This window comes from Azospirillum picis (genome assembly GCF_017876115.1).
GTDB lineage: Bacteria > Pseudomonadota > Alphaproteobacteria > Azospirillales > Azospirillaceae > Azospirillum > Azospirillum picis.
In genome coordinates this window covers 146,433-170,417 of sequence record NZ_JAGINO010000013.1, presented here as the reverse complement: position 1 = coordinate 170,417, position 23,985 = coordinate 146,433, and the positions used below count along the sequence as shown (strand labels likewise).

General features: G+C 71.1%; 23 protein-coding genes. 7 read left to right on the top strand and 16 right to left on the bottom strand.

Annotated features, from left to right (window positions below; all coding sequences use genetic code 11):
• Window positions 1-429 precede the first annotated feature (429 nt).
• The 4 genes from J2850_RS18080 to J2850_RS18065 all read left to right on the top strand — a co-directional run bounded on the left by J2850_RS18080 (window position 430) and on the right by J2850_RS18065 (window position 5,687).
• Window positions 430-1,530, top strand: a complete 1,101-nt coding sequence (locus J2850_RS18080) for an SLOG family protein (protein ID WP_209984175.1) — start codon at window positions 430-432, stop codon at window positions 1,528-1,530.
• Between the two features lie 279 nt (window positions 1,531-1,809).
• Window positions 1,810-2,553, top strand: coding sequence for a ParA family protein (locus J2850_RS18075; RefSeq protein WP_209984172.1), 744 nt, complete (start codon window positions 1,810-1,812; stop codon window positions 2,551-2,553).
• A complete protein-coding gene (locus J2850_RS18070; RefSeq protein WP_209984167.1) occupies window positions 2,550-3,461 on the top strand; it encodes a ParB/RepB/Spo0J family partition protein in 912 nt (303 codons plus the stop codon). Before J2850_RS18075 ends, J2850_RS18070 begins: the two co-directional genes overlap by 4 nt.
• A 423-nt stretch (window positions 3,462-3,884) precedes the next feature.
• Window positions 3,885-5,687 carry a PQQ-dependent sugar dehydrogenase gene (locus tag J2850_RS18065; RefSeq protein ID WP_209984164.1) on the top strand — a complete coding sequence of 601 codons (1,803 nt, stop codon included), beginning with the start codon at window positions 3,885-3,887 and terminating at the stop codon, window positions 5,685-5,687.
• Window positions 5,688-5,825: 138 nt separating this feature from the next.
• Here the strand turns inward: J2850_RS18065 and J2850_RS18060 are convergent, their stop codons facing one another.
• Window positions 5,826-6,029, bottom strand: a complete 204-nt coding sequence (locus J2850_RS18060) for a PIN domain-containing protein (RefSeq protein ID WP_209984162.1) — start codon at window positions 6,027-6,029, stop codon at window positions 5,826-5,828.
• Window positions 6,030-6,393: 364 nt separating this feature from the next.
• Window positions 6,394-6,564 (bottom strand): hypothetical protein, encoded by a 171-nt coding sequence (locus J2850_RS18055; protein ID WP_209984160.1) that lies wholly within the window; start codon window positions 6,562-6,564, stop codon window positions 6,394-6,396.
• 698 nt (window positions 6,565-7,262) lie between these two features.
• Between J2850_RS18055 and J2850_RS18050 the strand changes: the two genes are divergently transcribed.
• The gene (locus tag J2850_RS18050) at window positions 7,263-7,844 is read left to right on the top strand and encodes a hypothetical protein (RefSeq protein WP_209984155.1); all 582 of its coding nucleotides are present in this window, start codon (window positions 7,263-7,265) and stop codon (window positions 7,842-7,844) included.
• Between the two features lie 28 nt (window positions 7,845-7,872).
• On the opposite strand, the gene J2850_RS18045 is transcribed toward J2850_RS18050, so the two are convergent.
• The 14 genes from J2850_RS18045 to J2850_RS17980 form a co-directional block, all read right to left on the bottom strand.
• Window positions 7,873-8,883: a relaxase/mobilization nuclease domain-containing protein gene (locus J2850_RS18045; RefSeq protein WP_209984151.1), complete on the bottom strand. Its 1,011-nt coding sequence runs from the start codon at window positions 8,881-8,883 to the stop codon at window positions 7,873-7,875.
• A 164-nt stretch (window positions 8,884-9,047) separates the two neighbouring features.
• Complete coding sequence (locus J2850_RS18040) at window positions 9,048-9,680, bottom strand: hypothetical protein (protein ID WP_209984148.1); 633 nt, start codon at window positions 9,678-9,680, stop codon at window positions 9,048-9,050.
• A gap of 64 nt (window positions 9,681-9,744) precedes the next feature.
• A complete protein-coding gene (locus J2850_RS18035) occupies window positions 9,745-11,814 on the bottom strand; it encodes a type IV secretory system conjugative DNA transfer family protein (protein WP_209984145.1) in 2,070 nt (689 codons plus the stop codon).
• A complete protein-coding gene (gene virB11, locus J2850_RS18030; RefSeq protein ID WP_209984142.1) occupies window positions 11,811-12,845 on the bottom strand; it encodes a P-type DNA transfer ATPase VirB11 in 1,035 nt (344 codons plus the stop codon). Before virB11 ends, J2850_RS18035 begins: the two co-directional genes overlap by 4 nt.
• On the bottom strand, window positions 12,842-14,038 hold the full coding sequence (gene virB10 / locus J2850_RS18025) for a type IV secretion system protein VirB10 (protein ID WP_209984139.1): 1,197 nt from the start codon (window positions 14,036-14,038) through the stop codon (window positions 12,842-12,844). Before virB10 ends, virB11 begins: the two co-directional genes overlap by 4 nt.
• Window positions 14,035-14,928, bottom strand: a complete 894-nt coding sequence (locus tag J2850_RS18020) for a TrbG/VirB9 family P-type conjugative transfer protein (RefSeq protein WP_209984137.1) — start codon at window positions 14,926-14,928, stop codon at window positions 14,035-14,037. Before J2850_RS18020 ends, virB10 begins: the two co-directional genes overlap by 4 nt.
• Window positions 14,925-15,647 (bottom strand): VirB8 family type IV secretion system protein, encoded by a 723-nt coding sequence (locus J2850_RS18015; protein WP_209984133.1) that lies wholly within the window; start codon window positions 15,645-15,647, stop codon window positions 14,925-14,927. Before J2850_RS18015 ends, J2850_RS18020 begins: the two co-directional genes overlap by 4 nt.
• Window positions 15,644-15,805, bottom strand: a complete 162-nt coding sequence (locus J2850_RS18010) for a hypothetical protein (RefSeq protein ID WP_209984130.1) — start codon at window positions 15,803-15,805, stop codon at window positions 15,644-15,646. Before J2850_RS18010 ends, J2850_RS18015 begins: the two co-directional genes overlap by 4 nt.
• A gap of 43 nt (window positions 15,806-15,848) precedes the next feature.
• The gene (locus J2850_RS18005) at window positions 15,849-16,898 is read right to left on the bottom strand and encodes a TrbL/VirB6 family protein (RefSeq protein WP_209984127.1); all 1,050 of its coding nucleotides are present in this window, start codon (window positions 16,896-16,898) and stop codon (window positions 15,849-15,851) included.
• 6 nt (window positions 16,899-16,904) lie between these two features.
• The gene (locus tag J2850_RS18000; RefSeq protein ID WP_209984125.1) at window positions 16,905-17,300 is read right to left on the bottom strand and encodes an EexN family lipoprotein; all 396 of its coding nucleotides are present in this window, start codon (window positions 17,298-17,300) and stop codon (window positions 16,905-16,907) included.
• A 4-nt stretch (window positions 17,301-17,304) separates the two neighbouring features.
• Window positions 17,305-18,021 (bottom strand): type IV secretion system protein, encoded by a 717-nt coding sequence (locus tag J2850_RS17995; protein ID WP_209984122.1) that lies wholly within the window; start codon window positions 18,019-18,021, stop codon window positions 17,305-17,307.
• Window positions 18,022-18,038: 17 nt separating this feature from the next.
• Window positions 18,039-20,414, bottom strand: coding sequence for a VirB4 family type IV secretion/conjugal transfer ATPase (locus tag J2850_RS17990; protein WP_209984121.1), 2,376 nt, complete (start codon window positions 20,412-20,414; stop codon window positions 18,039-18,041).
• Window positions 20,407-20,730: a VirB3 family type IV secretion system protein gene (locus J2850_RS17985; protein WP_209984116.1), complete on the bottom strand. Its 324-nt coding sequence runs from the start codon at window positions 20,728-20,730 to the stop codon at window positions 20,407-20,409. The genes J2850_RS17990 and J2850_RS17985 overlap by 8 nt, the downstream gene beginning before the upstream one ends.
• An 18-nt stretch (window positions 20,731-20,748) precedes the next feature.
• Window positions 20,749-21,030, bottom strand: coding sequence for a TrbC/VirB2 family protein (locus J2850_RS17980; RefSeq protein WP_209984113.1), 282 nt, complete (start codon window positions 21,028-21,030; stop codon window positions 20,749-20,751).
• A 1,365-nt stretch (window positions 21,031-22,395) separates the two neighbouring features.
• Between J2850_RS17980 and J2850_RS17975 the strand changes: the two genes are divergently transcribed.
• Both J2850_RS17975 and J2850_RS17970 read left to right on the top strand, forming a co-directional pair.
• Window positions 22,396-22,821 carry a hypothetical protein gene (locus J2850_RS17975; protein ID WP_209984109.1) on the top strand — a complete coding sequence of 142 codons (426 nt, stop codon included), beginning with the start codon at window positions 22,396-22,398 and terminating at the stop codon, window positions 22,819-22,821.
• Between the two features lie 43 nt (window positions 22,822-22,864).
• Complete coding sequence (locus tag J2850_RS17970) at window positions 22,865-23,926, top strand: calcium-binding protein (protein ID WP_209984106.1); 1,062 nt, start codon at window positions 22,865-22,867, stop codon at window positions 23,924-23,926.
• The last annotated feature ends 59 nt before the right edge of the window (window positions 23,927-23,985 follow it).

Here is a 23,985-nt window from a genome sequence, read left to right as displayed (position 1 = left end):
CGGGCTTGACCGCGCCGGCCAAGCCCACCCGCGTTCCACCATCGACATGAAGGGGCCGGGGTGGCTGGTCCCCGCCGACGTGCAGTATCGGGTGGGAGGAATTGCGGGGTCGGCCGCGATTGGAGGGCCGAGGGAATGGAGGCGTTTGGCCAAGAAAAGAAATAGAAGAAAGATAAATAAAGGGGGTGTTGCCAAGTGACTTGCGTGAGTCTGCTGTTTAGAAAATGCAGTTCTCTGAGAATATTGGCTATGCACTAGATCTTCTGCACCGTTGTGTTTGCAAATATTTGTGGAAGAATAGGTCTTGTGAGGACGACGAAGACAACACAGCACGCTTCGTCACTCCAGAAAAAGGTTGGGCGCGGGAAGCGCCAACTTCCCGCGCCCGGCCATCCCTTCAAGCCGTAAAGTCACAAAGGGGCGCCCCCCATGCATACCACCCCCACGCCCGCCGCCACCACCGCGCATCCGGGTCAGCCGGCCCGCGACCCGGTCGCCGCCTACCGCGCCGCCCGCGCCCAGGCCCATGCCGCCCAGCGCGCCAGCAACGCCGCCATCGCCGCCGCCCTGCGCCCCACCCTGGCCCCGAGCGACGAGGCCTGGAGCGAGGACGACGTGCGCGCCCAGGCCGAAGAGGCGGTGCAGGCGCTGGCCCAGCCCTTCCTCGACCAGGGCGCCGCCTTCGGCCAGGACGCCGACGGCGCCTTCGACCCCGAGCGCGCCCTCCTGCCCGCCGCCGGCATCCTCGGCGCGCTGTGCCACGCCCTTTACCGCCAGCTCGAGTTCACCGACCAACGCATCGACCGGCTGGCGCGCTCCTTGCGCGACCTGCTCGACGAGGAGGGCAGTCAGCCGGTCTCCGAGGTCGCCAGCCGCCGCCTGGAGCGGGTCCAGCACCAGATCTCCCAGACCGAAGCGGTGCGCGAGCTCGCCCGCGCCGCCGCCATCGGCGCCGCCACCGCCTACAGCCGCATCACCGGCGACGTCTATGCCCACCGCTCCTCCTTCAACCAGCCGGTGCCCCAGGTCACCGCCGCGCGCGTCGTCGCCTGCCACTGGCAGGAGGCCCAGGCCGCCCGCCAGGCCGCCGAGGAGAGCCGCCGCCGCGACGGCTACCAGCTGCTGGTCCTCGGCGGCGAAAACGTCGACGAGGCCGCCCTGACCACGGCGCTGGAGCGCGCGCTGGCCCAGCATCCCGACCGGCTGGTGCTGCGCACCGGCAACCGCCGCGGCGTGCAGGCGCTGGCCGCCCGCTGGGCACTGGAGCATGGCGTGCCCTGCATCATCCACAGCCCGCGCTGGCAGGCCCGCGGCCGTGCCGCCGGCTTCGAGCGCAACGACGCCATGGTCCAGGTGGCCGGCACCGGCTGCGGCCGGATGATCCTCATCGCCGACCGCGAGGATGCCGGCTCGCGCCATCTCGCCGCCTGCGGGCTGCGCCACGGCCTGCGCGTCTGGTGCATCGCCGAACACCGCCTGCTCGATGCTCAGGACGTCGCCTTCTGTCCCGCTCCCGCCCCGCAGCCGTAAGCCCCGGCCCCGCCATCCGCCCGTTCCCCCGGCAGCGGGCGGATGGCCAAAGGGCAGGTGTTGTGGGTCCCTGTGCGGTGCAGGGCCTCCGGCTAAGCCTTGCACCGTGCAAAGGCTGCAAGATGGAGTGAAATTGGCGGTTGTTTTGAACTGTTGACGCTGCCCGCCATCCGCCGTCACAGTGCCCCGGTCGGGTTGCGGAGCAGCATGCCCACCGCTGGTGGCGTCGACCGCTCCCCCCGGCCGGTCCCTCGCCGCGGCCTGGACAAGGATGCGCGCATGAAGACGCTCGTCGTGATGAACGAAAAGGGCGGGGTCGGCAAGACGACCATTGCCGTCCATGCCGGCTGGTACTTCGCCGAACGCCTGCCCACCCTCGTCATCGACCTCGACCAGCAGGCCAACCTCTCGGCCACGCTGGCCGCCCATCTTGCGGCGGTCGACAGCGTCGCCCTCTTCGCCGAACCCACCCGCGTGCCGGCAACCGGCCGGCTCACCGTCGCCGGCTCCACCCGCGCCCTGCTCGGGGTCGAGAGCGTCGACCGCGGCTGCATCGAGACCTTCCGCGACAGCCTCGCCGCCATGGCCGGCGATTACGCCGTGTGCGTGATCGACACCCCGCCGGCCCTGAGCAACCGCAGCTTCGGCGCCCTGCTCGCCGCCGACGCCGTGCTGGCGCCCATCGGCATCAACGACTATTCCATCCAGGGGGTCGCCGAACTGCTGCGCGCCATCAAGGGGGTGGCACGGCACTACCGCCGCCCCGAGCCCTGCTTTCTCGGGCTGCTGCCCTCGCTGTTCGACCGCAAGAGCCGGCGCGAGCGCCTCCTGTTCGAAAGCCTCGCCGCCGAGGCCGGCAAGCTGCTGTTCCCGGGCATCCTGGCCAAGCGCGACCTCTACGCCCGCGCGGTCAGCGAAGGCCGGCCGGTGTGGGCGCTGGCCGGCAGTGCCGCCCGCGAGGCCGGCCGGGAAATCCGCGGCGTCTTCGATCACATCGCCGCCCGCATGGAGCTCGCCGCATGAGCGGGCCGGCCAAACCCGCCACCACCGGCGCCGCCATCGCCGCGGCCGCGTTTGCCAACCTGCGGGCGGCCGCCGGCGAGGGCGAGCCCTTGCACCTGCCCATCGCCGCCATCGACGAGGACCCCGGGCAGCCCCGCAGCACCTTCGATGCCGACGACCTCGCCGCGCTCGCCGCCTCGATCACGGCGCATGGCGTGGTGCAGCCGGTCATCGTGCGCCCGCCGGTCGCCGGCCGCTACCGCCTGGTGGTCGGGGCGCGGCGGCTGCGCGCCGCCAAGCTGGCCGGGCTGACCGACATCCCGGCGCTGCTGCGCCCGGGCGATGGCGCCGGCTTCGCCGCCCAACTGGTCGAGAACCAGCAGCGCGTCGGCCTGTGCAACAGCGAGCTCGCCGCCGCCATCGCCCGGCTGACGGCAGCCGGCCACACCGTGGCGCAGATCGCCGTCCTGTGCGCCCTCAAGGACTATCAGGTCGCCGCCTTCCGCCAGGTCGAGCGCTTCCCGCCGGCGTTGCGCCGCCACCTCGACCGTGCCGACATCCGCGCCCTCTACGACCTCTACCGCCAATGGTGCCACACGCCCGAAGCGCTGGTCGCCGCCCTGCCGGCCGACGACACCCATCTCGGCGTCACTGAGGCCCGGCGCATCATCGCCCGTCTCACCGGCCGCCCCTCCGGCAGCCTGGTGCTCGAGCCGCCACCGGCAGACGGGCAGGGCGGCGCGGCGGGCTCGCACGGTGCACGGCCGAGGGCGGCGGCCCCAGTTTTCCTGGTTGCGGCAGCGGATGGCCGGCCCGGCCGCCTGGTGGTCGACCGCCGCGCCAGGCAGCCCGGCGCCGCGTTGGTCGCCTATGAGACGGAAACCCGCGAGGTGGAGGCCGCCACGCTGCGGATCATCGCCGTGGCGTGAGCGGTCAGGATCACCGGCCCCCTGTCAAGGATGCGCGCCTTTCCTGGTCTTGCACGGTGCAAGGGGCGTCGCGCTGAAGGGAGGGGGAGCAGGATATGTCCGCCGGTAGCAGGTTTTAAATGCGTGGCGGCAGGGACCCGGGCCTCGCCAGCGCCATGCCCGGATCGCGCTCAACAGCGTCCGTTGCCCCCACCCCGCCATGCCGCCGGGCTGACACCCCGGAGCTTTGGCACGGGAATGCTCTTCAGCATTTCAGAGGAGACTGGGGGTGTTTCGATAACAGTCTGGAAGCAACTCCGGAAGGGCTAGGGTAAATGCGCCAAGCCCCCGCTGAATCCCTAACACCCTTGTCCAGAAGCCCGCGGAGGACTTCGCAGATATCTTTTGGAACTTCCAACGCATAAGCTGAAAAGGGGAGGTTTTGTGACCCAGCCCGGAGACCAATTCAGTGTCAGCGCCACCGGCCTGTCCGCGCCGCAATCCGGGGTGTGGACCAACAATGGATCGAGCGGGGCGGCACGGCCGGCAGGAACGCTGCCCCAGGTGCCGGAGGGGTTTGCGGTGTCGGTCTTCGCCGAGGGACTGGGACGCGCGCGGTGGATCGAAACGGCGCCCAACGGCGATGTGCTGCTGTCGCGCCCGGACCGGGGTGACATCCTTGTCCTGCGCGATGTCAACGGTGACGGCCGGGCCGACTCCGTCACCAGCTTTGCCGGCGGCTTCACGCAACCCCACGGCATGGCGATCGGCAACGGCAGCCTTTATGTCGTCGACGTCAACGCGGTCTGGCGCCTTCCCTACACCCTGGGCGACACCGCCGCACGCGGCGCGGCGACGGCGCTCACATCGCCCGGCCTGTTGGGCGGCAGTTCTGGCCACAGCCTGCATTCGCTGGCCCTCAGCCCGGACGGGCAGTCGCTGTACGTGGGCATCGGCTCCGAAGCCAATCTGGCCGAAGAGGCGCCGCCGCGCGCCACCATCCTGCAACTCGACAGCAATGGCGCCAATCCCCGCACCTTCGCCAGCGGCCTGCGCAATCCGGCGGGGCTGGAGATCAACCCGGCCAATGCCACCCTTTATGCCAGCGTGGTCGAGCGCGACGGCATGGGGGACGACCTCGTCCCCGACTACCTGACGCGCGTGCAGCCCGGCGGCTTCTACGGCTGGCCCTACGCCTACATCGGGCCGAACGCCCAGCCAGGCATGCCGCCACGGCCTGACCTGGTGGCCCAGACCCGGGTGCCCGACACGCTGATCGAGGCCCACTCCACCCCCGTCGGCTTCACCTTCTACACCGGCAGCCAGTTTCCCTCCGCCTACCAGGGGGACATGTTCGTGGCCCTGCGCGGCTCCTGGAACGCCTCGCAGACGCGTGGCTTCATGGTCGCCCATGTCGATGTGGAAAACGGCGTCCCGGCGAACCGTTATGATGCGTTCATGACCGGCTTCGTGCTGAGTGAGCAGCCCTCGGTGTCGGTGTTCGGCCGCCCGACCACCGTTGCGGTCGGTGGCGATGGAGCGCTGTTGGTCGGCGACGACATCGGCGGCACGATCTATTCGGTCCGCTACGCTGGGGGGCGCGGCGCTTCGGCGGACGACACCGGCAACCGGCTTGACGGCAGCGCGGCGGCCGACCGTCTCATGGGCTTGGGCGGCGATGACGTCCTGACCGGCAATGCCGGTGCCGACAGCCTGTACGGCAATGCCGGCGCCGACAGCCTGTACGGCGGTGCCGACGGCGACGTGCTGTATGGCGGGCGCGGCGGCGATCGCCTGTCCGGCGACCGCGGCGATGATCGACTGTTCGGCGAGCTTGGCAACGATCTCCTGTTGGGCAATGCCGGCCGGGATGCGCTGTTCGGCAATGCCGGGGCGGACACGCTGCAGGGCGGGCAGGACGCCGATACGCTCTATGGCGGCCAGGGGGATGACCGGCTGGCGGGTGATCTGGGGGATGACTGGCTGTCGGGCGACGCCGGCAACGACACGCTGAGCGGCGGGGCCGGGGCCGACCTGTTCGCCTTTGCCGCCGGCAGTGGCCAGGACCTCATCACCGACTTCAACGCCGCCGAGGGCGACCGCCTGCGCCTGCAGGGCGGGCTCGGCTACACGCTGACCAGCAATGGGGCCGGCGAGGCGGTGATCGCCTTCAGCGACCAGGATGCCGTCACCTTGGGTGGGATTCTCCTGAGCCAGGTGCAGGCCGGTTGGATCACCACCACATAAGGTCAACCGGCTTCGGGGCGGCCTTGGTAAGAAAGCCGCCGCCAGTGCGGCGATCCACGGCTGAAAACAGGGCTCCAGGCCCTCACCGGTGGGGGGAAGACGGTCACGGCGCCGGCGGTGAGCCGGCTGGCAGGGCCATCACCACACTCGTGTGATGATGCCGTCGAAAACCGTATCGGCCGACACGAGCGGGAGGTTGTGATGCATCGCCGTGGCCGCCAGCAGCGGCTCGAACGGATCGTGGTGCGTCCAAGCCATCATACCGGCCGCGATGCAGACCCCCGGATCGAACCCGGCGACCGAACCGCCCTGCTCCCCCAGCAGGGCGGCCAACCGACCCACGAAAGGCTCCATCTCCGGCCATCATGGACGCCGAAGGGGACTGCCGCTTTAGAGTCTGTCTGATTTAAGTGGAAGCATACCCTGCATGTCTGATGTATGCGGCGCACTCGTGTGGCAGGAAGTGCTCCAGTAGGAAGTGCTCCCGTAGGTTTCCGATGCGCCGCCATACGGCTTCGATCGTTCTTTCCTCGGCTTTCCGGACCAAGGTTTTGAGCTTTGCGAACATCATCTCGACGGGATCGAGGTCAGGATTGTAGGCCGGCAGGAGTGTCCGCCGCTTCGATGACGGTCACGGCTGCCGCCGACAGCCGCTCGTCCCCAGCCAGGCTCCAGGCCCAGGCGTGGGTGTCGAGCAGGATGGCCGTTACCGCTCCCCCTTCCACAACCCGAGCACGCTTTCTTCCATCGGCTCGAAGAAGTCGGGGCCGGTGCCGAGCTTGCCCCTGAGCAGGCCGATCTTGAATGCCCCCTGGGCGACCGGGACGAGCCGGACAACCGGCTGCGGCCGGCCGACGGTCGGGGCTCCGACCTGCACAGCGACGGCGCCGGCAAGGCGGTGATCGTCTTCTCGGCCGAGGGCGAGCTGGTGCTGGGCGGCATCACCCAGGACCAGCGCCAGGCCGACTGGGTGGTCACCGGCTAACCCTCTCCCAGGGACGGCCTCGTCACCGGGCTGTCCCGGAGCCGTTTCGCGTGCCGGCGGGTCCGCCCATGTCCCGCACGTCCTCATCCAGATTGCGGCGCTGCCTTACGTGAAAACAACAAGCCGCTCCGCGCTCAGGCCGGGCATCGGGGCTGGACGCGAGACACCGGCACGGTTCAGCCAAGCACCCACTTGGACTGGTTCCCGCCTGCCCGCTTGGTCAGCCGGGCAGGCGGGAGGTCTTGAGCGTCTGCCGCTGAACTCCACCCCAGGCCGGCGCCGGGGTATCAGTCCAACACTGACGTTTTGTCCCGGCTCGCGGCACTGCGTGTCGCCGCGGGCGAGGGACCGAGGGGCTGCTGCGTGGCCTCACCCAAGCCTTGCTCCGGGCCGGTCGGTTCGTCTGTCCCTGGCCAACGGCTTGGCGCAGCCATTCCAGATGCCGGGGACCGTCACGGCGTTGCGGGCGACCTCCTGCGGGCATGGCTGGACATGGGGCTGGGCTGGGCAAGGCGCGCCGCAGGGCGCATCATGGGCATCTCCAGCAGGCAAACCGGGGGGCTGTGGTGCCGGCAAAGCCAGGACAAACGATGGTCGGCGGGTATGTGGACGCCGCTCTCGCCAAGCGCTTCAACGCCTGGGCCCGGCAAACCGACGGCAGCGTTTCGGCGGCGCTGCGGCGGCTCATCATCCAGGCGGTGGAGGGCCGGGAGCCTGCCGCCCCGCGTGGCGCCGGGACGGGACCCCAGGTCGGGGTGCGCTTCAAGGCGGACGAGCGCGCCGCGCTTGCCGCGGCGGCCACGGCGCGCGGCACCAGCCCGGCCAACTGGCTGCGCTCGCTGGCGCTGGTGCATCTGGCCCGTCGTCCGCAGTGGAGCCCGGCCGAGCTCGAGGCCTTGCGCGCGGTGTTCGCAGAGCTGCGCGCCATCAATGCCGGCCTCACCCGCCTCGCCGCCCAGCCTGGCGGCACCGACAGCTGCGGCGATGCGGCACAGCGGGCGGCCGCGCAGGTGCGGGGCGAGATGCGGCGGGTGGTCGCCGTTCTGACGGGAAACTTCGACTATTGGGGGCTGCCGGACGCCGAGCGGCCGACGGCGGCGCCCGGAGCGCAGGCGCGCCCCCTTGCGCGCAAGGCCGGCTCCCGACGCCGGCGGACGCGCGTCGACAACTGACGTCCCGACCGGACGGGAGGGCCGGGTCTCAGCCGCGCCCGCGCGGCCGGGGCAGCCGCGGGTCGGGAAGCGGAACCGCTGGGCTGTCCCGCAGCCTGACATCCGCCGGTCCGCCGGGCGGCGGGGCTGGCATGGCGGGGTGGGGCGGTGAAAGCCGCGCCCGAACCATGCGCAGCTCCACCGCCAGGACCTGGTGGCGGGTGAGGGGAATTGGCAGATCGGCGACGAAGCGGCGGAGGTCGCAAGCAAGCCGGCGGTCGGCGGCATCACCGCGCTCCAGGGCTTCGGCGTGGCTCAGATAGGCTTGCCGGATGGCCTGGTGCCGCTCCTGCAGCGCCCGGCTCCAGGCCGGCGGTTCCGGCGCCTCCGGGCCGGCCGCCTCGGCTTCGGCCGCCTGCCGGATGGCCTCGGCCGCATGCGGCGTGATCCCGCGCTGTTCGGCTTTGCGGGCGGGCAGGGGGCTTGGCTTGCGGATCTGGCCGCGGGCCAGGCGCGGCGTGGCTTCCGCCGCGATCCCGTACCGGCGCAGCTCGGCGGCAAAGCGCTCGCGCCATTGTTGGAGATCTCCCGGACCCGGGCCCAGCCGCCGGCCGTCACGGCCCACCGCCCGCACGGTGAGGTGGACATGGGGATGGCCGGTGTCGTCGTGGCGGACCATCAGCCAATCATGCCGGCCGGCAAAGACCGCCCGGGCCCAGGCCCGGGCGGCAGCCTCGACCGGTTCAGGGGGCGTGCCGGGCGGCATCGACAAGATGAAAGCCACGCTTTGGGTTGCGGCGGGACCATCGGCTCCCCGCGCCTGGGCGGCGTTGGCCAGCAGCCAGTCCTCGAGCAGGGCCTCGAGCCGGTCTTGGCCGGCGAGGCGCTCGCCGTCCTGGGTTTCCGCCGGCAGGCGCCCCTGGCGGGTGATGTAGGCGAGATGGGCGCGCAGGGCGGCAGCGCCGCCGCGCGAGCGGCCGGTGAGCTTGACCATGGCTTCCGGCACCCCGGCGGCGATGCGCTCCAGCCGGGCCTTGGCCGAAGCCGACAGCGGCGCCATCGCTGTCGGCCCCGGCTCGAGCCGGGCATCCTGCCCGCGGATCGCCGGGGGTAACCGCCAAACCTTCTCGTCCTGTGCCATGCGGTGAGAGCGTCGCGGTAGGGGGGGCGGATGCGCCCGCGGCTCCGGCGGCAGGCCGGTGCGGGGGGACAGGGGGGCGGGGGTTACCAGCTGAGCCGGGGACCGCCGGGCTGGAGGCGCCGCGCAGGAGCAAGGCCTGGCGGCGCCGTCGTCGCCGGCTGGGACGGCCGCATGGCCCGGTGCTGGGCGGCGGACAGCACCACCGGTCCCTCCGCCCTCTCCTTTTTCAAGAGCGTTGACGCGGCGAACAGCGTCAGCTCGGTTTTGACCTGGTTCCCGGCCGTCGCCATCTGCCTTTCGATCTTGTCCGCCAGGGCGGCCAGCACCAGCTGGCCATCGGGCGACAACTGCCTGTGCGCGGCACGGATGGCTGTCCGGGCGGCCTCGACCGGCGACGGCTCCCCGGCGGCCTGCAGTCCGGCCACCGGAACCGGGGAGGGGATCGCAGAGGCCGGCCGACGATGCGCTGCCGGTTCCGGCACCGCCGGCCGGCGCTGGACAGTGGCGTCGACCGGCGCCAGGCCACGGACCTCCGCCAAGGCCAGCATGGTGGCGACGGCAAAGCGGTCCTTGCGCGGCCGGCCGGTCGCCGAGCGGGTGGGGGCCGCGAGCAGGGCGGCGGCGGCGCTCGCCCGCAGGCCTGCTTGCCGCTCCGGCCCGGCCGCCACGCTGCCAACCCCGTGCCGGACAGCGGACGATCTTCCCGTCTCCTTCATCGCGTGCCTCCTCCTGCTGTGCGACGGGCCATGAAGGACCGATGGTTTACCGCCGTCCGGAGCCTCAGCCGCCGCCGCGTCCGGGGCGTTCGACGGTCGGCAGCTTGTCCAGGATGGCGGCCACCGCCGCCTTGGCGTCGGCCACCCCATAGCCGCTCAAATCCACCTCGGTTCCCATGATGGCGGCGATCAGCCCGTCGGCCGGTTGGGGCTGCAGTCCGTTCGGCGCCTCCACCGAAGGGGGGACGGGCTGGACGGCGGGCGGCGACGGCGCACCGCCCGCGCCGTCCGCCGCGGCCTCCTCTGCCGTGGCCGGCGCCGCTTTGCCCGTCCGGCGGCGCGGTCGACCCGCGGCGGCGGGAGGGGACGGCGGCGGGGTGGGCGAGGCCGGGCCGGCGATCGGCTCGAAGCCCTTGCCCTGGTCGAGCCGCACCGGAATGTCGATCGGCGCCACCAGCGGCGGCGGGCGCAGCAGCGGCGCGAAGGCGGGATCGCTGTGGTAGCGGATGCGCCGGGCCAAGACCGGATAGAGCCCGGGGCGCATCAAGATCGCCTCGTCGGGTTTGAGCCGGGCGATCTCCTGCGGCAGCAGCAGAGCCCGGCGCTGGTCGGTCTCGGTCTGGCTCAGCCGGTCGCGGCGCAGCACGCGCCAGAAGCGCGGCCCGCTGCGCGCCGTGCCTTCGACCGTGTCGTAGCCGAGCCGGGCGCTCAGCTCCTCGCTGAGCGCCAGGTCCTTGGTGCCGAACACCACCTCCAGCCCGCAATTCTCCAGGATCGCGTTGGCCTTGTCGGGGCCGTAGAGCGCGCGGTCGCGCAGCTGCGCCTTGCTCTGCATGATCAGCATCAGCCGCATGTTGTAGCCGGCGATGTAGGCGAAGGCGTCGGCCAGCACCGGCATCGGCCCCAGCAGCGGGAATTCGTCGAGCAGCACCAGCACCTGGTGGCGGGCGGCCGGGTCGTGCTGGGGCAGGGTGCGCACGGTGAGGTCGATCAGCTGCTGGAAGAGCAGGGCGAGCAGCGGGCGCAGCCGGGCGATGTTGTCGGGGGTGACGCCGATATAGACCGCGTGCAGCGCGGTGCGCAGGGCCCGCAGGTCGAAATCGCTCTCGGCGGTGGCGGCGTCGATGCGCGGGTTGAACCACAAGGACAGCCGCGCGGTGACGGTCTTGCGGATCGAGTGCACCAGGTCGTGCGAGCCCTTCAGGTAATCCTCCAGCGCCTTGACCGTGGCCTCGGTGTAGGGCCGGCCGGCGTGGCGGCGCGCCTCGATGCGCGCGATCATCGAATGCGCCCCGTCGACGCTGGACAGCAGCCGCAGCACCTCGCCGAAGGTCAGCGGCAGCTCCGGCGTCTCCGCCAGGAAGCCGGCCGCCCCGGTGAAGGCCGAGCGCGCCGCGTCGGTCCAGAACTGCTGGTCGCCCGAGACGTGGGGGAAGACCATCTGGGCGATGCGCTGAACGTCCTCGAAGGCGTCGATGGTGCCGCGCCGGACATAGGAGAAGGGGTTGTAGCGGGCGGTGCGCCCGTCCGGCGCCAGGGGGTCGAAGAGGACCACCCGCTGCCCGGCGGCAGCCCGCACCCCGGCCGACGCCGCCCAGTTCTCCTTCTTCACATCCAGGCAGACCAGCGAGGCCTCGTAGAGCAGGCAGTTGGGGATCACCAGCCCGACCCCCTTGCCCGAGCGCGTCGGCGCATAGCAGGCGACATGCTCGGGCCCGCCGAAGCGCAAGGCCCGGCCGCGGCGGTCGCGGGCGACGTAGAGCCCGCCGAAGCCGGCATAGAGCCCCGCCGCGACCAGCTCGCGCCGCCGGGCCCAGCGCGTCTCGCCATGGAGCGGGCGCGCCCGCCGCGGCCAGCCCTGGCGCGCCAGCCGGCCCGCCAGCAGCAGCGCCGGCAGCGCGCTCGCCGTGCCGGCGGCGATCTTCAGCCATGGTCCCGCCACCGGATGCGCCAGGCCGTAAGAGAGCAGATACTGCCAGAACTGGAAGACAGGCAGCGTGTCGGGGGTGAGCAGCCGGGTGCCGGCCAGGAAGACCAGCGAGGCCAGCACCGACCAGCCCAGGGCCAGCAGGGCAAGGATGCCCAGCGCCGCCAGCGCCTTGGCGGGCAGCGGCCAGTCGGCCCAGCCGCTCACCGCCCCCTCTCCCCGCAGGGGGCGCCGGCGGCCCGCCCGGCCGGCGGGTCGAAATACACCTCGGCGATGCCGAAGCCGCCGGACCCGCGCCGGCAGTGGGCGACGATGTCGACCCGCTGGCGCAGCAGGGCCTGGATGTCGGCGTCGGCCAGATGGCGGCCGGCCTCGTGCTGCTTGACCATCAGGCGCAAGGCGTCGAAGGCCTCCAGGGCGCTGGCGGCATGGCAGGTGGTGACGGCGCCCGGATGGCCGGCGGCGATCGCGCGCAGGAAGGTGAAGGCGGCGCCGTCGCGCAGCTCCTGCATCAGCACCCGGTCGGGGCGCATGCGCAGCGCCGCTTCGATCAGGTCCTCCGCATCGACCCGCGCGGCCCCTTGCCCGCCCTTGCTGTAGAACAGCGCCACGCGGTTGCGCTGCGGCAGGGCGATGAATTCCGGCGTGTCCTCGATGGTGACCAGCCGCTCGGCCAGCGGGATGGCGGCGATGAGCGCCTTGGCAAAGGTCGTCTTGCCCGAGCCGGTGTCGCCGCTGGCGATCAGCGTCTTCTTCGCCCTGACCGCCAGCGGGAAGAAGCGCTGCCAGTCGCCCCGCCGGTGCAGTGCCAGCAGCTCGGCATCGACGCCGGCGGCCTGTTCGCCGGCGCGCTCGGTGCCGGCGAACAGGCCGCCGGCGGCGAGATCCGGGATCGTCGGGGCGAAGGCCGAGGGCCGGCGGATGGTCAGGCTGAGCGTGCCCGCCGCCACCGCCGGCGGGCGGCAGATCTGCACGCGCTGGCCGTCCGGCAGCACCGAGGCGCACAAGGGGCGCTCCGGCCCGACATCCTGCTGGGTCAGGGCCGCGCACAAGGTGGCGATCGCCTCGAGCCGCTCGGCGTCGAACGCCGGCACCGGGCGCCAGTGCCAGCGTCCCCGGCGCTCGATGCCGACCTCGCCCGGCCGGTTGACGACGATGTCGGTGACGCCGTCGTCGGTGAGCGGGCCGGCGATCGGCTCCAGCAGCCGGCGCAAGGTCGCCTCACCCGGCCGCCTCATCGCCCCGGCTCCAGGGGTGACGGCCGGCCGGCGGCCGGCCCAATGGCGTAGACGCCGGAGAAATCGAGGTCGCGGGCGACGAGGATGCTGACCAGCTCGCCCTGGTTCTTGCGCACCGTCGGCGGGATGGCGATGCTGCCGCGCAGGCTTTCGGCGATCACCGCCTGGGTCTGGCCGGTGTTGATGGTGGTGGTGCCCTCCTTCGCCGCCGCCGCCACCCCGGCCTGGATGGCGCCGTCGACGGTCGACAGCAGCAGTGCCCCGCCGAAGCGTTGCCAGAAATGGCGGTCGACCGCCCCCTCCAGGCCCGGGCGCCCGAGCGGATCGGTCGCCGGGCTGTCCAGCGCGACGATCACCCCTTGCGGCGTCTCCGCCCGCGTCCACACCACGAACATCCGCTCGACGCCCTGCTGGACGCCGCCGTGGAACTGGCCGACCACCCGGGTGCCGCGGTCGAGCAGCGTCAGGCCGGTCTTGCCGAGCACGTCCTGCGGGATCAGGCAGCTGACCAGGCCCGGCAGGCTGGAGTCCATCGCGGTCTGCAGGATGCACGGGATGATCGTTCCGGTGGTCAACAGATAGGGCTGGTGGCGCAGGACGCGCGCCGCCACCCCGGCGAGCGGCGTCGGCCGCAGGCGGGCGGCCAGGTCGTCACCCGGGGCTCCGGCCATCCCGCCGGCGGTTCCGGGATCCGACGAACCATCCCTGGGGCCATCCGCCGGCGCGGCGGCGGCCGGGGGGCCGGCCCGGACCCCGGCGGTGTAGACCAGCAGGCGCGGCTGGCGTGCTGCCGCGCCGGTCTCGACCGGCATGGCCGCCGGCCGGGGCTCTGGTGGCGGCACGGCCGGGGCCAGTGGCAGGGCGGCCTGTGCGATCGGCGGCGGCAGGGGTGGCGGTTCGTAGCGCACCGCCGGGCGCGGCGGCGGCAGCACGCCGTCCTCGGCGGCCGGATCGGGCCGTTCGGCGGTGAGCAGGATGACGCCGCAGGCCAGCACGCTGCCGGTGATGAGGACGCCGACGCCGGTGGCCTTGCCGACGCCGCGGCGGCGCCCGGCCACCTCGGAGACGTGCCGTTCGCCCGGCACACGGCCCGCCTCCGGCCCGGGCGGGGCTGGTCTGGACGGGGGCGGCCCGGGGGGGCCGGGCATGCCGTCGCCGGGCGCTGCGGCGGAATCATCGTCCGGGTTGCTCATGAGCCGTCCTTGCGGATGCTGCGGCTGAGGCCGGGCGTGCCGGTGCCGGTGCCGGTGCCGGGATCGCGGCCGGCCGGGTCGAAGCCGCGGTTGAGGATGCGCAAGACCTCCTGCCCGTCGCGCAGGACGAAGCGGCGGGCGGTGGTCGGCACCACCAGCTGGTCGCCGGACATGGTGAAGGGAACGATGGTCTCGCTGCCGTCGGGGGCGACGGCGTAGATGGCGGGAAGGCGGCGGTTGCCGGGAAAGCGGAAGGCGGTCTGGCGGCCGTTGTCGCTGACCTCGGCCGGCTCGATGGCGCGCGAGCCCTGCGCGACGTAGCGCCAGTTGCGCGGGCCATCGGCCCAGGCCTGGGCCAAACCGGCCTGGGCGGCGCGCTCGCGCGCCTCGGCCGCCGTCTCGGCCAGACGCGCCGCCCGGGCCTGGCGCTCGTCCTCGGGGTAGCGGAAGCGCACGGCGAACATGGCGGCGGTCCCGCCCTGGCCTCCGGTCTCCTGGATCCCGGCCGCGGGTCCCCCGGCCGCCACCAGCTGCAGCTGATAGGACCGGCTGCTGCCGTCGGGACGCCGGGTCACCACCTGCGCATTGGTCGGCGGGCGCAGCCCGGTCGGCTTGACGAACAGCATGGTGCCGGCCGGCTGCGCCAGCCAGCCGTCGGCGTCGCCGATGGCGACCTGGGTGATCTCCTCGTCGGCGGCGAACAGGATTTGCGTCGAGCTGGTCGGGCTGCCGACGATGCGCACGACGTTGAGCGGGTTGTAGGCGACGCTGCCGACCCGCGGATCGTCTTGGCCGGGGCGCGGGGCCTGCTCGGCCCGGACTGGGCCGGCCAGCAGGGCGGCGGCCAGCGCGAGCCCGGTGAGCGTCCGGAGCCTGGCTTGGGCGGTCATGGCGTGGCCTCCTCATCCACCCGGTAGCTGGTGACGACGAAGCCCAACGGGTTGACGTTGATCGCCGTGGCGCTGAGCGAGCCGGGGGCGAAGTCGAAGCCGATGGTCGCCAGCATGCGCCGGACCGCCATCGCCCCGTCGCCCTTGCGCTCGCTCTGGACAAAGCGCAGCTGGGCAAGCTTGGGTCCGAGAAAGCTGGTCGACAGCCAGCGCACCGAGGCGGTGCCGTCGCGGCCGAGCATCACCTGCGGGCTTGCCGGGTTGGAGCCGCGGAAGGCCGCGGCGTAGTCGGCCTGCACCCGGGGGGCCGACATCAGCGCCACCGCATCGAAGTTGGCGTGCGCCTCCACCGCACTGTAGCCCTGGCGCAACCGCACATACTGCCACAGGAAATAACGCTGCTGAGCCTCGCCCGCCGCCAGCGGTCCGCCACGGACATCGTAGACGCGCTCGACCACCCCGGTCGCCATGTCGACCCGGAACACCAGCGGCACCACGGTCTTGAGCGGGACCAGCGCGGCCACCGCCAGCGCCCCGGCCAACCCCACCGCCGCCCCGACCGCGCCGACGGCAAAGCCGGCGCGGGCAAGGCGGCGGCTGGCGCGCAGCCGGTCGGCCTCGTAGCTGGCGACCTGGGCGAAGTAGGCCGCGGCCAGTGCCGGATCGGCGACAACCGGTCGGGCGCGGAAGGCCTCGGGACACGCCTCGGCCGGGCTCATCGCCCCGCCTCCGCGGCGGTCGCGCGCAGGTCCGCCTCGCTTGGGGTCCAGTGGCCGGGGTTGAGCGGGCGCAGCGGACCGGAGGCCTCGGCCAGCGGCGGATGGCCGGCACAGGCCGGCAGGGCACACAGCAGCAGGAGGGCCAGGGTACGGATCATGGCGGGGCTCCCATGTGGTGGGAAAAGGGGGGCGGCTTCATGCTCACGACGCCGCCCGATGGCCGGACAGCGAGCGGCCGGGCGGGGCAGGCCGGCGCCGCGCCGCCGGGGTGCCGCCGTGCCGCACCGCCGAGCCGACGGCGTGCAGCGCGCCCAGCGCGCCCGAGCGGCCGACGCGGTGGGAATGGCCATGGATGTCGACCTGGGTGCGGCCGGTGGAGCCGAGGATGCCTTGCGTGCTGCGCATCAGGGCGCCGGTGTGGTTGGCCAGCCCGCCCGACAAGGCCGCGGCGAGCGCCGGCAGCTGGAGCGCCACATAGGTGGCGACCGCGAAGAAGATCACGCCGACCAGCAGGACCTGCAGCATCACCATCGGGTCGACCGACCCCATCGCCGCCACCGTCCCGACCACTCGCCCCTCAACGATAAGGACGATGTAGAGCAGGACGATGGTGGCGACCTGCAGGAGGATGCAGCCGATCATCGAGCCGATCCAGCGCTCGAACACCGCGCGGGTGGCGGCGAACAGGGCGAGCGGCACGAGCAGGGGGCCGAGCGCGATGTAGAGCGCCAGCGTCACCCGCGAGATCAGCCAGATGGCGAAGCAGAAGGCGGTCGACAGGATCGAGGCCGCCCAGAACAGCACGACCACCGCCTTTTCCGCGATATCGCTCCAGCCCAGCGTGCGCCACACCTCCAACCCGGCGCGCCATGCCTTCAGCCAGACCTGGTCGAAGCTGTCGGCACTGACCGTGTTGACGGTGCCCGAGGAGGTCAGGGCCCGGGCGAGGCCGCCGGGCAGCAGCGTGAAGAACAGGTCGTGGACGTAGGCCTGGTAGGCGCCCGAGCCGGTGACGATCCACACCACCAGGATCATCGCCAGCATCCGGCCGGCCAGGGTGGCGGCGGTGTCGGTGACCCGGCCCGACAGGATGGCAAGGCCGGTCAGCGCGATGTGGAGCACCAGCGCCACCCGCAGCGGCGTCGCGACATAGGCGAGGAAGGCGGCCAGCACGTCGGTGACCGCACCGACCAGCGGCGTTTCCACCTGGGCGACGATGTAGGCGAAAATCCGCCATTGGATGTCGTCCATGGCCGCTCACCTCGCCGCCTTGCCGGCCTCGATCAGCAGCGAGCGCCGGGCGGCCTCGCAATGGTCGAGCGTGGGAGTCCGCCGGCACATGATAAGTTGCCCCCGCCGGGCTTCGGGATCGTTAGACCAATAGGCTGGGTCGCGGGGATCCATGGTGCCGGTGCGGGCGCGGGCCTGGCGCAGGGCGACCTCGACGCTGGCCTGCTGGGCGTTGCGGCAGTCGGGATCGCGCCCGAGCCGGCCGGGGTCGTCGACGCAGGCGAGCTGGACCTCGGCCCGGGCTTGCGGGTGGTCGGCGTACCAGCTCACGCTGCGCGGCGGATCGGCGCTGCCGCGCGCCGCCGGAAGGGCAAGCGCCAGGGCCAGGCTGCACGGCAGGAGGATGAGGGGCGGGCGCGTCATCGCGTCAGCCCCCCCGGGCCTTGGTTTCGGCGATCAGCGCGTCGATTGACTGGCGCCGCCGCTCCTGGACGCGCTGGTCCTGGTTGCGCGTCTGCGCCTGCTGCCACAGCAGCAGCGCCTGGGCCTGGACCTGTTGGGCCTGGATGTAGGCCTGCTCCGCCCCGATCCGCGCGCCGAGGTCGGCGACCGCCTTGGCGTCGGCGGCGGACGCCAGCGCCCCTTCCAGCCCCTGCAGCGCCGTCACCCGGTCGGCGGCCGACTGGTAGAGCCGCCCCGCCATCGCCTGGGCGCCGGCGACACTGGTGGCGGTGCGCTGCATCTCCTGTGCCTGGAAGTCGGCACCGTCGGGGCTGTAGACGCGGTTGCGTTCCAACTGCCCGCGGGCGGCACTGCCGAAGGCCCCCGGTCCCAGGGCGCTGCCGTCCATCACCGCGCCCAGCTCGCTGCTTTGCGCCGGCAGGGCGTTGCGCAACGCATCGATGTTGAAGCTGCGGCCGAGCTCGTTCAGCGCCGCCGCCGGCGTGTGCGCGATCGCCTGGTAGGTTTGCTGGAGCTGCTGATACTGCTGCTGCATCATCTGCAACTGCTGGGTCAGCTGCTGCACCTGCTCGACCGACCGCGCCAGGTTGGCGGGGTCGATGACCGTCATTTGCGCCCGGACGGTCCCGGGGGTGACAGTGCCGGCAAGCGCCAGCAAAACGGGCAGCACGGGTCTTGGCATCGGGAAAACCTCCTCATTCAGACCGCGGCGGTGCGCCAGAGCCGGTGGAAGGCGGGCAGCCACGCCTCCGGCTGCGCTCCCCGCTCGCCGATCAGCCGCTCCATCAGCCGCACGGTGCTGGCGCGGGCCGACAGCACGGCAACGAAATCCTCAAGCCCGGTCAGGTCGAGTTCGCACGCGACGGACGCCGTGCCCTGCTTGAGCAGGAAGCGCCGCCCGCCGACGGTCAGATCCTCACGCACTGCCTGGAACTCGGCCGCGGTCAGCTTCAGCCCCTCGCGGTAATCGCCGGCGTCCGCCCGGGCGTTGGGCAGCAGGATCTGGGTCGGGCACTGCTCGATGATGGAATGGGCGATCGGGCTGGTGAGCGCGTCGGCCGGCGACTGGGTGCCCAGAACCACCAACCCGTTGAGTTTGCGGATGGTCTTCAGCTTGTCGTTCACCAGATCGCGGAAGCCGGGATCGAGCAGCGCCTTCCAGAACTCGTCGATCACCAGCATGAGCCGCCGGCCATCCAGCAGGCGCTCGATGCGGTGGAAGAGATAGGCCAGCACCGGACCGCGGGCGAGCGGGTCGTCGAGCAGGGCGGTCACGTCGAAGCCGAGGAAGGGGGTGTCGAGCGCCACCGCATCGCCGTCGTTGTCGAGCACCCAGCCGAGCGCCCCGCCGGCGCACCAGCGCTCCAGCCGGGCACCGGGACCGGCGGGATCGGCCTGGCCGAGGAAGGCGCGCAGCTCGCCCAGCGAGCGGGCCTCGCGCGGCAGGGCCATGACGCAGCGCAGGCCGAGGTCGAGCCGGCGCTCCTCGTCCGGCGGCAGGGTGGTTCCCGGCTGCGCCATCAGCCCGGTGAGCAGGTGCTTGAGGAAGGCGAGGTCGGCCGGGCTGTCGGACAAGGCCTTCAGCGGCGCCAAGCCCGACGGGGCGCCGGCCGGCAGCACCAGATAGACGCCGCCGACGGCGCGGGCGAGGATTTCGCCGCCGCGGTCCTTGTCGACGAACACCACCTGCGCCCCCTGGCGCTCGGCCATCGCCGCCAGAAACAGCATCAGCGTCGTCTTGCCCGAGCCGGCGGGACCGGCGACGAAGACGTTGCCGAGGTCGGTGACCGTCTCGGTGGGGGCGTGCAGGTGGAAGCGGTAGGCGGTGCCGCCGGTGGTGCGGAACAGGGTCAGCGGTTCCCCCCAATGGCCGCCCGCCGCCCCGGTGGGGTAGTTGTGCAGGCTTGCCATCGCCGCCAGGTTGCGCGAACTCACCGCCCCCGGGCGGGGGCGCAGCCGCATGTTGCCGGGCAGTTGCGCCCAGTAGGCGGCCTCCAGCGCCAGGTCCTCGCGCGCCACCACCGCGCCGCTGTCGGCCAGGTCGCGCCGGGCGCGGGCCGCCACCTCGCCCAGCGCCTCCAGGCTGTCGGCGAAGGTGACGAGGCTCAGATGGTGGTCGCCCATGACGAAGGCGTTGGACGCCAGCAGGTCGGCCGCCTCGCTGAGCGCCGCGGTCTGGCTGGCCGCCTTGTCCTGGGCGGTGAGCATCTGGTTCTGCTTGCGGGTCAGCACGGCTTGCGCCGCCTGCTTGTTCAGGAAGCCGAAGCTCTGGGTCAGCACGCAGCGGTAGGGGGCGGCCAGCACGCCGTCGAACATGCCGGGCCAGGTGGTGGCGGGATATTCGCGCAGGCCGAAGGCGGCGGCATAGGTCGAGCCGCCGGCCCCGCGGATTTCGATCGCCTCCCGGCCGACGATGACGCGGTCGGTGTAGATCGCCCCGCCGAGATGGCCGTTGACCAGCGGCACCGGCATCGGTTCGGCGTTCAGCACCAAGCGCAGCGCCTCGGCCGGCTCTGAGAACAGGAGGCCGCCGGCCTCGCGCAGCGCCAGCCGGCGCGGCCGATAGGCCTCGAGATCCTGCAGGAGGGCGGCGACGACGGCGTCGAGCCGCTCCAGCCCGTCAGGGGGCGCGGCGCGGCTGCGGTCGCCGCGCCGGCGCCGGGCGAAGGCGGCGAGGCGGCGTTCGCCGGACAGGGCCGGGCGCAGCAGCACCGACAGGAAGAGCGCGTTGCAGAAGAGCCGGCCGGCCCGCAGCCGCTCGCGGTAGGCGGCGTCGAGGCTGCGGGCGAAGGCGCTGGCGCAGGGGGCTCGCGGATAGTCGGCGCCGTCGGCGGCCAGGCGCACGACGTGGCTGGCCAGCACCAGCCGGTCCGAGGCGATGTTGCGCAACAGGATGTTGCGCTGGGCATGGCGGGCGTTGACCTCCGCCGGGTCGGCGGTCTCGAAGGGGACGCCATCCAGCCGGATCATCGCCAGCAGCGCGCCGTCGTCGAGCAGCAGGGTGCCGGCGGCGGCATGACCGAGATAGGGCACATAGGTGTCCGGCGTCCGCTCGCGCGCGCTGGCGTTAAACATGGAGGCGGACCTCCCGGGCATGGCGGGCGCGGCCGAGGGGCAGCGGACTGACCGAGGAGCCGCCCCACAGCTCGCGATTGCGTGCCCGCGCCTTGGTGTCGGCCCACAGCCGCAGCAGGCCGAACATGTTGTAGTCGAAGGCGATCACCAGGCGGATGGCGCTGTGCAGGGCGACGCCGACCAGCAGGTAGAGCGGGGTGCCCATCATCACGAAGACGATGGTGGTCGCCATCCCGTTGACGGCGACCGCCTCCAACGGCACGCCGTGCCACATGGCCGGGCGGGTGCAGGCGAGGAACAGCGGATCCTCGCTCAAGCGTTCCGGCTCCATCGCTCAGGCCCCGATGATCTGGTCGACGAGCCAGGCCGAGGAGAAGATCAGCAGGACGCCGAGCAGCACGCCACCGACGGTGCGCATGCTGAGCGCCCCCAGCAACGCTCCCACCCCGACGACGCAGATCGCCAGCACCGCCAGCAGGCGGCCGGTGGCGCCGGTGATGATGTTGACCAGATTCTGCAGGAAGGTGGTGATGTCGCCGCCGCCACCGGTCGCCTGGGCCAGGGCCGGGGCGGCGCTCAGCAGGAGAAAGGCCGTCGCCACGGTGGCCGACGCCAACGGGCGGCCGGTGGACCGGTCCTTGTCGGGGCAGCATCGGGCCGCCTTGTGCCGCGCTGCCGCAGCGGACCGCAGCCTCGGCCGGAGAGCGGGGACAGGAGCGGGCGCTGAGGGCGGCAGAGGGATGGGCATGGCGGAAACCTCTTGCTGTCGGGGCGCGGAAGAGGGCGGGGCAGCAGCACAGGTCCGGCGCGGGGTGGCGCCGGTGTCGCAAGACCCATCGCCCCACCGGCGGCGTTCGGCCGATGGTCGGGCAGAAGGGTGCGGACAGCCGCACACCGACGGTGCCGGCGAAAGATCGATCATGATTTTGAGCCCCAGACGGTGGGAGCCGGGTGCACCATCGCCATGGCGTAAGGTGCGGTCACGCAAGGTTGCGAAGACGATCTTCAACGGGAAAAACAGAGCGTCCTTATGGTCAAGCCTGTCAAAAAACCTGGCGACTCGCAACCATGAAGTGCGATTCATCAAAGTGTATTAAGTGGAAAATTTCATCTTTTTGGGTGATGAGGATCGTCGCGTTGTAGCTCTTCCAGATAATCACGTTGATATCAATTCAGGGAATGGAGGCATAATATTTTCAATTATGAACTATTTTAAAACAGATTCATGACTTTCCCCGGGATGACGGCCTGGAGGCAAACGGACGGGGCTTCCGCAACAACCCAGACTGTCATGAGGGCAATAAACCGAAGCAGCGAGCAGAGCTGATTCTCAACCTTTGCGTGTTTGCGAGGGGCGGTGGAGTGGTGGTGGCGAGTGCTCAGGAGAGGTTCGCCCGAGGCAGCGGCGGCTTCGGCTCCTTGGCCGAATGCAAGAGCGTGTGCGGCGCCAAGCGCAGGCTCCCGTTCGATTGATCAGAGGCGGTCAAGGGCAAGCCGGGCAGCCAAATCGGTGTTGATCATTTTCTTTCAAAAGTTGCATTTGGCTCTTGATACAAAGACATGGATGAAGAGGCGATGTCGCCATTGCGTGTACAACATTCTTAAGATTTTGCTTTCCATTGGAGGATAGTCAGACGAAAAATCGACAATTTTAAGGTTGCTAAGGAACAGAAGTAGAGGAACCTTGAAGTCAACTGCCAAAGTTGGCTCAGGAAGGAACACGTGATCATTTGCCGCATGCATAACATAGTATGTGAAACTTGACGCAGCGGAGTGAGGAGGTGCCATGGGAGTCCTGCGGATTCTGGGTTTCAGCTCTGAAATATAAAATTTTAGCAATTTTTCTCTATCATTCTTTTGTTGCGCAGAGGCGGTAACCTATACTACCTAAATCGAAAGAAAGTCAGTCAGAGTGACCCAACCAACATCCTTAGATAGCGGGGCGGAGGCGCACTGGCAGGTGAGCTGAGGATGGTGGTGGATGACCCGGCCGACAGAAAACTTCGCCCATTCGAGCCAAGACCCGCTCGATGGTGTGATCGGAAGCGCTCAGCTGGTGGAGCATTACCTCCGGATGAGCGTCGTCGTCGGTCGCGTGTTCGCTCGCCTGAGTTTGGATGAGGTCGTCTTTCTCTTCAAAGTCCATCGGGCATGGCACGGCGGCCAGGCGCTTGGCTACAAGTCGATCCGCGCCATCGAGAAGATCTCCTACCAGACCCTCAAGGCGCGCGTGCAGAAGCTGGCCGGGGAGGGGTGGATCACGCTGCTGGCGGGGATGGACAAGAGAACAACACAGTTCCAGCCATCCGAGCAGCTGGAGTGGGCGGTCAAGCAGTTTGCCGCGGAAATGGGGTCAGCGGAGCGGAAGGAAAAGGGGACTTCCGCCGATGATCGGTTCCAATGGTGATCAGTAATCTCTTTTCAGGAATTGGTTTGGGGGAGCATCAACAATGGCAACTATTCCTGGTGGGTTGTTCGACACGACCGCCAACTCCGGCGTCACCGCCGTCCAGGCGGACATCATCTCGTCGATCCTGGACCGGCTGGGATTGAGCGAAAGCAACGTCTCGATCGTAAGCCAGCCCAGCTACACGGCCTCGGCGACGGACCACATCCTCAAGACCAGCGCCAACGACACCACCATCGACCTGTCGAACACCAGCGGCGTCGCCGTGGTGGTCACCGGCGCCAACAGCACCATCACCGGCGGCGGCGGGTCCGACACCGTGCTGGGCGGCGTCGGCTCCGATCACGTCCTGGGCGGCCCCGGCGCCGACATGCTGGACGGCGGCAGCGGCGACGACGTGCTCACCGGCGGCGCCGGCAACGACTTCGTCGATGGCGGGACGGGCGACGACGTGGTTGGCGGCGGCCTGGGCGACGACACCATCGCCGGCGGCGCCGGCAACGATTCCATCTGGTCGACCGAAGGCGACGACGTCTTCTACGGCAACATGGGCGCCGACACCATCACCGGCGGCGACGGCAACGACATCGCCTTCGGCGGCAAGGACAGCGACCACCTGTTCGGCGAAGCCGGGAACGATTCTCTCAACGGCGACCTCGGCGACGACGCCCTGTACGGCAACGCCGGCAACGACGTGCTGGCCGGCAACGCCGGCAGCGACACGCTGCACGGCGGCCAGAACGAAGACCTGCTCTATGGCGGGCAGGGCGACGACCGGCTGTCCGGCGATCTCGGCAACGACACGCTGTCGGGCGACCGCGGCAACGACGTGCTCACCGGCGGCTCGGGCAACGACGTCTTCGTCATCAAGAGCGACGGCGGCACCGACATCATCACCGACTTCCAGTCGGGCGACGTCCTGCAGATCGCACCCCACGTCAACAACCTGACCATCACCAGCCCGGCCGACCTGCTGCCGCTGATCTCGCACGATGCAGGGGGCAGCGCGGTGATCGCGCTCGGCCAGGGCGCGTCCGTCACGCTGCAGGGCGTGTCCGAGGAGACGCTGCGCGCCAACATCGACACCTTCGTCCGCATCGTCTGACCGGTTGCGGTGCGGGTGGCCGGCGTCCCGCCGGCCACCCGCACCGGCTTTTGCGTGTT